Annotated in this window: 13 protein-coding genes and 3 pseudogenes; 5 read left to right on the top strand and 11 right to left on the bottom strand. The window is 51.1% G+C overall.

The annotated features are described in order from the left end of the window. Positions 1 to 24: 24 nt before the first annotated feature. Positions 25 to 996: an alpha/beta fold hydrolase gene (locus L1889_RS03205; RefSeq protein ID WP_238663844.1), complete on the bottom strand. Its 972-nt coding sequence runs from the start codon at positions 994 to 996 to the stop codon at positions 25 to 27. A gap of 203 nt (positions 997 to 1,199) precedes the next feature. Between L1889_RS03205 and pqqA the strand changes: the two genes are divergently transcribed. From pqqA to pqqE, 5 genes and pseudogenes are all read left to right on the top strand, one after another. Then, on the top strand, positions 1,200 to 1,274 hold the full coding sequence (gene pqqA, locus L1889_RS19050; RefSeq protein ID WP_372871111.1) for a pyrroloquinoline quinone precursor peptide PqqA: 75 nt from the start codon (positions 1,200 to 1,202) through the stop codon (positions 1,272 to 1,274). Between the two features lie 52 nt (positions 1,275 to 1,326). Continuing rightward, positions 1,327 to 2,255, top strand: a pseudogene (gene pqqB / locus L1889_RS03200) (pyrroloquinoline quinone biosynthesis protein PqqB). Then, a complete protein-coding gene (pqqC, locus tag L1889_RS03195; RefSeq protein WP_238663843.1) occupies positions 2,255 to 2,956 on the top strand; it encodes a pyrroloquinoline-quinone synthase PqqC in 702 nt (233 codons plus the stop codon). The pseudogene pqqB and the gene pqqC overlap by 1 nt, the downstream one beginning before the upstream one ends. After that, positions 2,953 to 3,225, top strand: a complete 273-nt coding sequence (pqqD, locus tag L1889_RS03190; protein WP_238663842.1) for a pyrroloquinoline quinone biosynthesis peptide chaperone PqqD — start codon at positions 2,953 to 2,955, stop codon at positions 3,223 to 3,225. Before pqqC ends, pqqD begins: the two co-directional genes overlap by 4 nt. A gap of 15 nt (positions 3,226 to 3,240) precedes the next feature. Further along, positions 3,241 to 4,424 (top strand): annotated as a pseudogene (pqqE, locus tag L1889_RS03185) (pyrroloquinoline quinone biosynthesis protein PqqE). Here pqqE and L1889_RS03180 read toward each other — a convergent pair. The 10 genes and pseudogenes from L1889_RS03180 to moxJ form a co-directional block, all read right to left on the bottom strand. Next, positions 4,421 to 5,389: a VWA domain-containing protein gene (locus L1889_RS03180; RefSeq protein WP_238663841.1), complete on the bottom strand. Its 969-nt coding sequence runs from the start codon at positions 5,387 to 5,389 to the stop codon at positions 4,421 to 4,423. The pseudogene pqqE and the gene L1889_RS03180 overlap by 4 nt on opposite strands. Then, positions 5,386 to 5,994, bottom strand: coding sequence for a hypothetical protein (locus L1889_RS03175; RefSeq protein ID WP_238663840.1), 609 nt, complete (start codon positions 5,992 to 5,994; stop codon positions 5,386 to 5,388). Before L1889_RS03175 ends, L1889_RS03180 begins: the two co-directional genes overlap by 4 nt. A gap of 8 nt (positions 5,995 to 6,002) precedes the next feature. Beyond that, on the bottom strand, positions 6,003 to 7,022 hold the full coding sequence (locus tag L1889_RS03170; RefSeq protein WP_238663839.1) for a vWA domain-containing protein: 1,020 nt from the start codon (positions 7,020 to 7,022) through the stop codon (positions 6,003 to 6,005). Beyond that, the gene (locus L1889_RS03165; RefSeq protein ID WP_238663838.1) at positions 7,019 to 7,948 is read right to left on the bottom strand and encodes a hypothetical protein; all 930 of its coding nucleotides are present in this window, start codon (positions 7,946 to 7,948) and stop codon (positions 7,019 to 7,021) included. The genes L1889_RS03170 and L1889_RS03165 overlap by 4 nt, the downstream gene beginning before the upstream one ends. 2 nt (positions 7,949 to 7,950) lie before the next feature. Continuing rightward, complete coding sequence (locus L1889_RS03160) at positions 7,951 to 8,373, bottom strand: DUF58 domain-containing protein (RefSeq protein ID WP_444329656.1); 423 nt, start codon at positions 8,371 to 8,373, stop codon at positions 7,951 to 7,953. Continuing rightward, positions 8,271 to 8,654 (bottom strand): DUF58 domain-containing protein, encoded by a 384-nt coding sequence (locus L1889_RS03155; protein WP_238663889.1) that lies wholly within the window; start codon positions 8,652 to 8,654, stop codon positions 8,271 to 8,273. The genes L1889_RS03160 and L1889_RS03155 overlap by 103 nt, the downstream gene beginning before the upstream one ends. Positions 8,655 to 8,811: 157 nt before the next feature. Next, positions 8,812 to 9,844 (bottom strand): annotated as a pseudogene (locus L1889_RS03150) (AAA family ATPase). Positions 9,845 to 9,936: 92 nt separating this feature from the next. After that, positions 9,937 to 10,245 (bottom strand): methanol dehydrogenase [cytochrome c] subunit, encoded by a 309-nt coding sequence (locus tag L1889_RS03145; RefSeq protein WP_238663836.1) that lies wholly within the window; start codon positions 10,243 to 10,245, stop codon positions 9,937 to 9,939. Positions 10,246 to 10,326: 81 nt separating this feature from the next. Beyond that, the gene (gene moxG, locus L1889_RS03140; RefSeq protein ID WP_238663835.1) at positions 10,327 to 10,854 is read right to left on the bottom strand and encodes a cytochrome c(L), periplasmic; all 528 of its coding nucleotides are present in this window, start codon (positions 10,852 to 10,854) and stop codon (positions 10,327 to 10,329) included. 36 nt (positions 10,855 to 10,890) lie between these two features. Then, the gene (moxJ, locus tag L1889_RS03135) at positions 10,891 to 11,760 is read right to left on the bottom strand and encodes a methanol oxidation system protein MoxJ (RefSeq protein WP_238663834.1); all 870 of its coding nucleotides are present in this window, start codon (positions 11,758 to 11,760) and stop codon (positions 10,891 to 10,893) included.

Raw genomic sequence — 11,760 nt, 5'->3', positions numbered from 1 at the left:
GGTCTAGTCGAGGAGCTTTGCTCGTTATAGCTTGAGCAGAGCTTCTTTAAGGGCTTGATAAATGGCGGGCTCGTGAGCTAAATGTTGCGCATCCACTAGCCGAGTTTGCATATTCGGCATGTGCCTCTGTAACCATTGCAGGTTGGTAGGCGGACATAAAGGATCATGTTTTCCATGTATGGCCACACCGCCAATGCCATGTTCATGAGCCCGCTTTGCCTGTTCCGCCAGGTGGGAGGCAGACATAAAGCAGCGATTTAATAAATAGTGACTTTGAATGTGGTACTTGGCCCGCAAAGCCCGTGCATTGGCGGCAGAAATATTTTGATGCCGCGGTGGTTTCCAAGGCATGAGCAGTGCGCGCTCCAGATCACTATAAGCTTGCGCAGTACGTACCGCTTTTAAGGTGGGCTGTTTAAATTGTTGATTGATAGCGTTTAAAAGTTGCGTGGCGGCAGAGGCATCAGCTGCGTGATAAAGCTTTTGCCACGCTCTGGGACGGCGATACCGCGTTCGATAGAGCAGGTTGTGGATCTCATGCTGGGTCGCCAGAAACAAACTGCGTAATATTAAGCTTTGTACCACTTCTGGATACGTGCCTGCATAAGCCAATGCCAGGGTTGCTCCCCAGGATCCTCCGTATACGTGCCAGCGCTGAATCTGAAGATGCCGACGTACGCTTTCCATATCGTCGATTAGCCATGACGTGGTATTTTGGCGCAGGCAGCCCAAGGGACGCGAACGACCGCATCCCCGCTGGTCAATCATGACGAGAAGGAAACGATTAAGGTCAAAAGGTGCTGCCAGACTGTCGTGGCAGCTTGATCCCGGCCCGCCATGAACAATGACTACAGGCTGCCCGCGTCCCTGTCCTAATAAACGAACAAATAGTTGCTGCCCGCCTGTTATGCGCAGCAGAAACTGTTGCGAAATACGCTGATCAGGGATTTCCCTGTGGTGCTTAGATAGTGAGTTGTTTTTTACACAGACTGTCATGGTTATGGATCACTTTGTGCCGAATGCAGTACGTATTATGTGCGGCAGTGTTTCTTCTAAATTATTGATTTTAAAAGGTGTCTTGTTTTCTTTTTTTGCGTTGCTAGACTGATTTTGCGTGCCCAAGTGTATGCACTCTCGTCCTAATGTACCTTAGTTCTACCCTTAAGTTTTTATCGTGTATGTAATTCTGGGAGGTCAAAATGAAGTGGAGTAAACCAGCCTATGTGGATTACCGATTTGGCTTTGAAATTACGATGTATATCGCCAATCGCTAAGCACTTTCAATGAGGGTATCCGGCAGCAATGCTGCTGGATAACAAACTGTGCATGAAAATAAAAATATTGGGTTCTGCTGCCGGAGGTGGTTTTCCGCAGTGGAATTGTAATTGTCCAAATTGCAAAGGCTTGCGTGAGGGAACTATTCAGGCTCAGGCAAGAACACAATCGTCCATTGCGATCAGTACGAACGGGCAGGATTGGTTGTTGATCAATGCGTCGCCCGATTTACTTAAACAAATTCGTGATAATCCTGAACTGCAGCCGGCCAGAAACATAAGAGATACTGGGATTGCTGCTGTTTTGTTAACGGACGCACAAGTTGACCATGTAACAGGTCTGCTGATGTTGCGTGAATATGCGCGCCCGTGGCCGTTATATACCAGTCCATCGGTGTGGGAGGACTTGTCGACGGGATTCCCTATCGTCTCCATACTTAGCCATTATTGTGGGGTTGAGCATCGTGCACTTGGGCTGGACGGTCAGCCCATTGACGGCCTGGAGTTTCTCTCAGATGTGCGTATGACGGCGGTTCCATTAAAGAGTAAAGCCCCACCGTACTCGCCAAACCGTGACAAGCCCGCAGTGGGCGATAACATAGGCTTGTGGATGGAGAACCTCAATAGTGGCCGGAGTTTTTTTATGCACCAGGCCTGGGAGATCCCGAAGAGCACGTCACCCGATATATGCGTAAAGCGGATGTGGTGTTGGTGGATGGCACGCTGTGGGAAGAAGATGAAATGATCCGCTTGGGTCTGTCCGCCAAAAAATCTTCCCAAATGGGGCACCTTGCCCTTTCTGGTCAAGGGGGCATGATCGAATTGCTTAATAGTCTCGACTCTTCTGAGCATGTACCACGCAAAGTATTGGTACATATCAATAACAGTAACCCCATTTTGCGAGAAGACTCTGCCGAGCGTGCTGTGCTGGCGCAGAGCGGGATAGAGGTGGGGTATGACGGTATGGTTTTTGAGGTGTAATGATGGCGGACAATGAGCAAGCATGGAGCCCTGCTGAATTCGAGGCAAAACTACGCGCATTAGAAAAGTACTACCATATTCACCACCCTTTCAACATCAAAATGAATAGTGGGCAATGTACACCGGGCCAAATACGTGGCTGGGTGGCTAATCGATTTTATTACCAGATTAGCATTCCCATGAAAGATGCTGCGATTATGGCTAACTGTACTGATCGTGAAACGCGGCGACGGTGGGTCTTACGTATACTCGATCATGACGGTTGGGAGGATAATCCTGGTGGCATTGAAGCCTGGGCGTTTTTAGGCGAGGCTGTAGGCTTAACACGAGACGAACTGTGGTCCCTGGAACATGTGCTGCCTGGGGTGCGTTTTGCGGTGGATGCCTATGTGAACTTTGCGCGTCGTGCGCCATGGTATGAAGCAGTATGTTCATCCTTGACGGAAATGTTCGCGCCTCAGATTCACCAAGATCGTTTAGCCGCCTGGCCCCAGCATTATGCGTGGATAGAACCACAAGGCTTACAGTATTTTCGTTCCCGGGTTCCACTGGCAAAGCGTGACGTGGAGCACGGTTTGGCAGTAACTCTAGAGCATTTCAGAACGCGTGCCCAGCAGGAGCAAGCAGTAGAGATTTTGCGCTTTAAGCTGGATGTGCTTTGGAGCATGATGGATGCTATGGAAAGAGGTCTGCCCGCATGAGTACTCTAGCCCTGGACAGCCGCCCAGCTTTGAAGCCATTGTTTAGAATGCAGTGGGAAGCAGCGCAAAATGCTTACGTGCTGTTGTATCCGGAAGGCATGGTGCGACTGAACGACAGTGCCGCAGAGATTTTGAAGCATTGCACGGGAACAAGCTCAGTGCTGCAGATGTGTACAGAGCTGGAGCAGCAATTCGGGGTGGACGAAATACAGGAGGATGTATTGCAGTTTTTAAATCATGCTATAGAGCGTGGCTGGCTGCATATTTAACTCAGGGAGGCTCCTATGAGCATGTCTACAGCTACCTCAACAGGCCCTTGCTTCTGGTTGTTGGCAGAATTGAGCTATCGTTGCCCTTTGCATTGCGCCTTCTGCTATAACCCTGTTGACTACAGCGGGATGGGGGCTGAGCTTGACACGGCAGCTTGGCTTTCAGTTCTAGACCAGGCACGCGAAATGGGAGCGGTACAGCTAGGTTTGTCTGGCGGCGAGCCGCTGCTGCGTCCCGACTTAGAGAAAATTGTGGCTCATGCTCATAAGTTGGGTTTTTACATCAACTTGTTGACATCCGGTGTGGGCTTGACTGAAGCGCGGCTGGCAGCATTGAAAGAGGCTGGCCTGGACCACATTCAGCTGTCTTTTCAAGACTCTACGCGAGAATTGAATGATTTCTTATCGAATACCCGTACTTTCGAATTAAAGCAGAAAGTAGCGCATCTGATTAAGCAGGCGGGCTACCCGATGGTCATGAACTGTGTCATGCACCGTTATAACTTGCCCCATATCGAGCAGATTATCGATATGGCGGTGGAGATGAAGGCAGAATACTTAGAGTTGGCGAATACACAGTATTACGGCTGGGCCTTACGTAATCGGCATCAGTTGTTACCTACGGCGGAGCAGCTTGGGGAGGCGGAAGCAATTGTGCGCCGTAAGCGCGAAGAAATCGGTACCGCCTGTCAAATTCTATTTGTCGTGCCGGATTATTTTGAAGAGAGACCTAAGCGATGCATGAATGGCTGGGGAAACGTATTCCTGGTTGTAAGCCCTGATGGGGTTGCCCTGCCTTGTCATGCAGCCAGGGATATCCCCGGCATGACGTTTCCCAATGTGCAGCAGGAGTCCTTGCATAGTATTTGGTACGACAGCCCCTCGTTTAATGCCTATCGGGGGACGGACTGGATGAAAGAACCCTGTCGTAGCTGTCCCGAAAAAGAAAAAGACTTAGGTGGCTGTCGGTGTCAGGCCCTGATGCTGACGGGTGATGCCCGTAACGCTGATCCGGTTTGTAGTAAATCCCCCACCATCATGTGATTACTACTGCTGTGCAGCAGGCAAGGGCAAACGGCAACGCAGGGCGAGAAAAAGAGCAAGCTATTGTTTTTAGGACCAATCCAGCGAGTGTGCGGGCGGCGCCGAGCGAGGCGCACGCGGACGAACCTAAGGAACACTCTCGCCTGACTACTTAAGGGCGCTGTTCCCTGCGAGTCAGGAGGGCGCTCAGGTAATACAGAATAAGACTTAGCAGCGTTATACCTAGCCAGATAGAGCGTGTGTTGTATGGGCTGCTCTGCAGGGTGGCGCGTAAATGGGTAGCAAACAAGGGTAGTAACTGATCAGCCGTATCTAAATCGGCGTAATCTAAGTTCGTGGCAAGTGCCAGCTCTTGTAAGTAGCTCTGCTTGACTGACGATAAGTGTTCCGTACCACGCGCACTTGCTGCGCCAAAGGGGGCGTTGCGGGGATGCCATCCCTCGCTTTCCTCTGCGCTTGTAGGGGGAAGCCCCAGGCGATTCTCCTGATCTACCTCGTCCTCACTGAAAAAACCGATTTCATTGCCCTCTTCATCATGTTTTGGAATAGGGGATAAAGCCAAGCCGCCAGCCCCCAGCACGAAGCCTTGAGGGGCAGATTGTTCGTCCGATGTCCCATCGTAGTCGGGACGACCGTGGTGAGGCAGCGGAGGAGCTTCCTGCCCGTCACTGATAAACAGCAGATCACTATTTAATGAATGAGCGAGGTCTACAGCGCTATATAAGCCTCGTGCGATGTGACTGTCGCCTTCCCAGGCCATACGCCAATTGAGCATCGAAATAGCCTGGCTTAGAGGGCTATAGTTGCTGCAAACCTCCATGTTTTCCAAAAGCAGGAAACTGCGTCGTTCGGTAAAAATGGCAAGGCCAACCTGAGAGCCGCAAGGCAGCTGTTGCAGTAACTCCAGCATTACCTGCTTGCTGCGCTCTAAACGGCTTTGTGGGTGCCCTCTGTCGGTATAGTCCCGTACGTTCATGCTTCCAGTAATATCGACTGTAAACAGGAGCTTGTACGTTGCTTGCTCACGTTGCCAAGTAGGCTGCCATAGAGCGATTGCGACGCCGATCAGTGAAATCAGCAGTAGCAATCGGCGTAGCCGATGCAATGATGTAGAGCTCATGGCAGGCCTCGGACTATGCCGGGAATTTCGCTCCACAACTCTTCGGGGTTTTTGACCTCCGTGATTTCGTCATCTTCGCTGATGGGGTGCCGAGGTAGCTGGCGGGCCATCCGGGCGGTAATATCAAGGTTATAACGCGCAGACCAGTGATCAGGAACCAACATCAAAGTGCGGGTGTAGTAGTCGCGAGCAAGGTTGAGTGACTGCCCGGCACGATCCAGGCGACCTTGTTCCAGCCATTCAATGCCTTGTCGCAATCGCGCATTAGCCAGATTGTAAAGAGAATCACTGGCTAATATCTGCTCTTCGGCCGTGCTTGCGCGGCTTGCTAAGATCTCAGTCAATAGAGTGGCATCGTCGAACTGTTCGCGGTAGCTTAGGTAATGAGCCTTGGCAAAAAGCAGGACGAGACTATCGCTGTCTGGATCAACATTTTCGTTGTAGCCTTGCGCGAGGCGCTCAATGCGTTGTGAGTCTTGATGGGTATTGAATAACAGGTGTAGCTGATAGGCCAGAAGGCCCGCCACAACCAGCAGCACGACCCAAAGCAGCAGGGGGTAGAAAGAACGATGGCGAGATGTTGACCGTGTAGTGGCATTAAGCATGGTAGCCCCTAGGAACGAGAGTGAGAGGCAAAGGTAAATGATCTTTCCAGCAAGTGGGCAATCATTAAAAGCAATAGACAGCACATCGCCAGCATAGTGGCGTACTTACCCAGATCTGTACGCGCGATGTCCTCTGTGTATTTCAAGGGGTGTTGCTCTTGTTCGTCTATTTTTTCCAGCGCTTGAGACACTTCTGCCGGGGACTCGGCTTCAAATGCTAAGTATGGAATACCCAGCGATTCAAAAAATAGATGCAGGTGACGTTCGGGCATGGCTTGCGGCGTGTCTTTCCGTCTGTCAGATGGGCGTTCATAGATACTTGGAGTACCCGTGCTGCGGATAAACAGCCAGTAAAGCTGTACAGGTTGACGCAACAGGCTGGTACGAATTTGCTCCTGTACCTGCCGGTTAATAACCCCCGCACCATCGGAGACAAGCACAACTGCACGTGAGGTTAGCGGATCAGGGTCGGTTTGCAGCATATTTAGCGAGACTAACAAGGCACGTCCAATATCGGTATGACTTAGTCCTGGATGATCAATCGCATTGATGGCTGCATTGATGGCTTCAGGTTGTGCGGTGAGAGGGAGGATTGGCATAGGTGCAGTTGAAAACGCCACAACTCCGATTTGGTCTTTATCCCGTTGTTCGGCAAAGTTTCGCAAAAGTAATTTGGCCGCCACCGCTTTGGACAAATCGGTATTGGAACCAAAGGAGCCAAAAGACTCATTCATGCTTGTGCTGCGATCAATCAGCAGCACTAAATGCGCCCCTTGAGCGATTTTTTCCTCTTGTCCGCCAGGTATATGCAGTCCCGCTAAGGCGACACTCAGGGCGAGTATGGTAATACTGCCTATCAGTCTTAACCCTTTATCGAAGATGTACGAGACACGGTCATCAGGCAACGCAGCAATATACGGAGAAAGAGAGGCTTGACGTGGTTGGAACAGCCAAGGCAAAACCATCAGTACGATGCCTGGGAGTAGCACAACAGGATAATCCAGAGCGATTGGGATCCAGGCTATCATGGCCGATCCCTTCTTTCAGTGAGCGATAGCGCTTTGCTCAAGTCAGCTAGCTGTTGCCAGGCTGCGTAAAGCTCGGCTTCAGAGGGTGGGTGTGCACCAAAGAATAATTGTTGAGATGCCTGAAAAAACTGCTGTAGCTGAGGTAGTAGAGGAGCATAGCTGGGGTACTGCACGACAAAAGTGGACAGATCCTCGTATAACAGTGTGCGCTGCTGGTTATGCTGATTTAATGCCGTATGCAAGCGACGTTGAGCCTGCTGATAATGAATAAGTGACGCTTGCTTTTTTAGGCGGTGGATTTGATCCCGGGCCTGGGCGAACGGCCGCGCCGCCCGGTGGGCAAAGGGCCACAGCGCATAATAGCGCAGTACGAGTGCGCCAATAATCAACAGACTGGCAAATAGCCATCCAGCGGTGGTTGCGACGAGCTGTAGCGGAGGAAGGCCGGGAGAAATGTCCTCCTGCAGAACAGGTAGAGATGCAGAGCTTGTTAATGTCACGGGCCGTAACGGTGACATCGTGAACGACCAAGAGGGGATGTTCAGTACGGCCGGAGACGAGGTATTGTCTTCAGCGAAGCTCAAGCTAAAAGCAGGAATTTGCCTGATATTAACATCCAGAGGCACATAGAAACTTTGATACTCCAGAGTGAGCACATAGTGGTTTCGGGATTGGCGTTTTGTACGGTTCAGATCGACAGAGCGAAGGTGTAGCCAATAGTTCAGCGGCCCCACGGCAGGCAGGGAGGCGGGTAGCAAGGGCTGCTCTGCAGGGGACTCCAGCTCGATGCGGTGTGTGATCACATCTCCCGTCATCCAGCCTACGGCGCGCGGTGTTTGCCACTGTAGAATTTCCGGCGCTGCCTGTAGAGAGCCCAGGTAAAAGCAAAGTAAGCATCCGAATAAAACCCGCGCTACACGTGCCATGGTTAACGCTCCATCAAATGACGTGCTAAGGCCGGCGCCCGAAATTGTTCGCCCGGCCTAAACGGAGAAAGGCCATAACGTTGGAGAAGGGTTGTTAGTGCCTTCTGCTGCTGGGCTTGCCGTGTCTGCCATTGCTTTAATAGTGAGGGGCGCATAAACAGCATTTTTTTCTGTCCGGATTCAGCATCATGCCAAAAGGTCAGGCCCCACGCGGGGAGTCTCCCCAGGTTTTGCGTATCGAGAACAATGGGAATGACATCATGGGGGCGTAGAGGCTCAAGAATTTGACGGCACTGTTCCAATGTGAACATGAAGTCAGAAATCAGGAATACCAAGCTGCGACGGCGTCTGAGGCGCTGTGCTGCTGCGACCAAAGCTTGTGCGCTGTGCGCCTGAGCCGATGTCTGCTGTAACCAGGTGCGGATGGCCCGGGCACTATTGGCTCGCGCGCGCTGGTTGGGGGAGCATACTGGTATTCGATGGTTGAGCCGCAGGCAAAAAAGCTTAAGGCATCACCATTGCGATAAGCAGCCTGGGCAACTAAAGCACAGATGTCGGCTACCTGATCGATCTGTCGCTGATGACTGCCTGTCTGCATAGAGGCTGAGACGTCGACAAGTAAGTGAATCTGCACTGGCGCGCGGGGCTCATAATCTTTAACGTACCACTGACCAAATGGGTCTCGTAAACTACGCCGTAGATCCAGGCGACGGATGTCAGGGTGACGAATAAAGGGTTGAAACCCCTGAAATGGCCACTGTCGCTGTGTCCGATTGCCCGATGGCTACCATATAGAATGCTGCTGACCCGCCATCTTAACGGGTAGGCCAGGTCTATTGAAAGGATGTCCCGGTCTTGTTCCATCATGGAGTCGCAATATGCTGGAAGATGGTGTCACATAAGGCAGGCAGTAAATATTCCTGCTGCATGGCATACAAAGGATCAAGAAGTATCCGATGGGCGACTGTCTCATAAAATACAGCCCGTATGTCATCAGGAAGCACCATATCACGGCCTTCCAGCCAAGCGCGCACTTTTGCCGCTCGAACTAGCATGGCCATACCCCGAGGACTGACCCCCCTATGATTAATGAAGACATGTTTATGTCGTCCAGAACTATTCCCGATTCATGAGGATAGCGAACAGCATTCCAGAGCTGCAAAACGTAATCCTCCAGGACTGGACTAACGTGTATGCTTTGTTGGATCTGGGCGGCAATTTGGCCGAGCATTTGGTAATCGATAATGCCAGGGGGCACGGCCTGAATGAGTTGGTCCACATCATGGAAGCGAGTATTGAATATGAGCTGCTTTCGAACCTCGTTATCGTGCGGAGGCTCAACGCGGATCTCCATGAAAAAACGATCCCGGGCCGCAGCAGGCAATTCAAATGTTTCTTCTTTTTCTACTTGGTTGCGATCGGCAAAAACCTGTAAATGGGGAAAAAGTAGTCTTGATTGAAGGCGTTCAGGCTACGCTCAGCCATAAGGCGTAGTAACAAAGCGTGAACCTGTGGGCGAGCGCGGTTTATTTCGTTGAAAAAGAAGATAGATAGCTGATCATCATGTTGCAAAATAGGGCCCGGTTTGATTCCGGGCTGGCCTTTTTCGTCCAGGTAGGTGTAGTACACCAGATCGGCAGGCATCAGATCAATTGTGCCTTCCACGCGGCTGTATGCTCCACCCAACGCCTGGGCAACGGTGCGAAGCAATAGCGTTTTGCCCAGGCCCACATCACCTTCCAGCAGCACATGGCCTCGGGCAAAAATGGCAATGCAGAGCAGGCGGATGACACGCTCCTGTCCTAACACAACATTGGCAAGCTGCTGTTCCAGTGTGATGGCTTGCTGCCGCCAATGTTCAAGTTGATCAAGGTTTGTGCTGATGCCTTGTTCCATGGGGCAGTCTCCTGGAAGATAGAGAAAATCAGTTAAGCAGGCGTAAAACTGGAGAGTAATACGCCCGGGGGCCGTCTATATGGGTATGAAGATTAAGATGCAGGGATTTTTTTAACGTCGTAAATGAACTCCCCCGTTTTTTTGAAATGCTCAACCCGCTGTTTGTTACGTGTTTCCATGGCTTGAATGCTTTCCTGTTGCTTGGCCACCTCTTTAGGGTCGTGCTTGGGGTCATACTTGCTGCCCGCGATTTGATCAGGGTAACCAGGTTTGGGCTGCCAGCAGTTGCCAGGTTCTTTACATTCAGTGCCCGTATAGGCGCTGACCGACCCGGATGCCAGAGCAAAAGCGGAAACGGCGAGCAATGTTCCGAAGCTCCGTCGTATCGTTGTTATCATCATGATGCTTCCTCCTTTGGTGTCCACATATTGGAACGTTTAGGCGCCACTAAGGGCACAGAACTGGTGTAAAACAAGGTGCTACTATTTAGAAGGCGCTTCCTCATAAGGTTGAAAAGAGCTGCGTTGTTCCTCTGTTAACCAGGTTGCGTCATCTGGGTCGCCGGTATACAGGTGGCGCACCCAAGCCATGACATGCAGAATTTCGTCCTGCGTCAGGAATTCATTTTGAGGGCCCATTTGGCGGTCGGCCCCATCAAAAATGACCTCAAACAAGCCTTTGTCTGTTTCCAGTTCATAATGCCAACCATCATGGTTTAGCGCAGGACCAATCTTTCCTTCGCCCAGATGGCCGTGACAACCTGAACAGGCGGTGTTGAACAAGGACTCACCTTTAGGTAGTGCCTGTGGATCCTCGTTATACGGATTTTGCATTGTTTGTAGAAACTCTTTGACAGCAGGGGTGTCGCGTTCTTCTTCACGACCAGCATCCAGATCCAGAGGTTGCCCTGTGACGGCGTTGATAAACATCTGTGCCGAAGCAGGCGCGACGGCGACACCACACGCAATCACCAGACCACTGAGCATGAACTTCCATCCCTTTAACTTCATAATGTGATTCCTGTTAGCGATTCCAGAGGTTGGGGGTTAAGAGTCTAGTTCTAGCAAGGGAATGCCTTCATCTTGCAGAATCTCGTTGATTTTGGTTTGCGCCTTGGGCAGAGCCTGATTCAAAGCCTCTAACAGTGCGGTATCGTCTTTTCTTACTGCCATAGACTCGGAATAGACAAACCCGATGGTTTGGTTGTTGTGATCGGGTACGGTGTCAGGAGGCAAAATCGCCATGTCCAAAGGAACGCTGGAGGTTTTGACATAGCGGGCAACCTCACTGCCAAAGGCCAGCGCTGCGTCTGCTTTGTTCTGCACCACGTCATTGATCATACGTGCAGGGTCAACACGCACATACTGATTGCGGGGTTGTTTGAAATCAATCAACGAGTACATGTAGTTCATGTTGTTCTCATACTTGCCGATGGCCTTGAGCATCTCTACAGGCGGAGAATTCAACGGCACGGCAATATTCGTTAATTTGGCAAGGTTGTCATCGTTCCAGTCTTTGAGCGTGATGTTTTTGTCTTTACGAGTGACGATGACGTAACTGGTGCGATAGTAAGGGTTAGTTGTAAGAACCCGTGGATCACCTTGATCCAGGCCCATCACGACGTCGCAGAGGTTTTGATCCAGATAGTCGCGTACCAGATAAATCCCCGGCCGCTCGCTATAAATAAAAACCGGCTTGCGTTCCATTGCCTCAGCGATGGCAACGGCGATGCGATTTTCAAAGCCCTGGCCATCAGTTTGCGAAAAAGGCGCCTCGTTTGATGCACATATGCGAAGTTCTTGCGAATTATTCGCATAGGCCGCGGAGGATAAGCCGGCCATCAGTAGCGATAAGGTGATAGATGACAGTTTTCCCCATTTTTTAGACGTGGGGAGGGCAGAGTGTTTACTCGTCAT

The organism is Paenalcaligenes niemegkensis (assembly GCF_022230885.1).
In the GTDB taxonomy this organism is placed as follows: Bacteria; Pseudomonadota; Gammaproteobacteria; order Burkholderiales; family Burkholderiaceae_B; genus Paenalcaligenes; species Paenalcaligenes niemegkensis.
The sequence above is the reverse complement of the archived record's forward strand: the minus strand, read 5'-3'. Positions and strand labels throughout refer to the sequence as shown.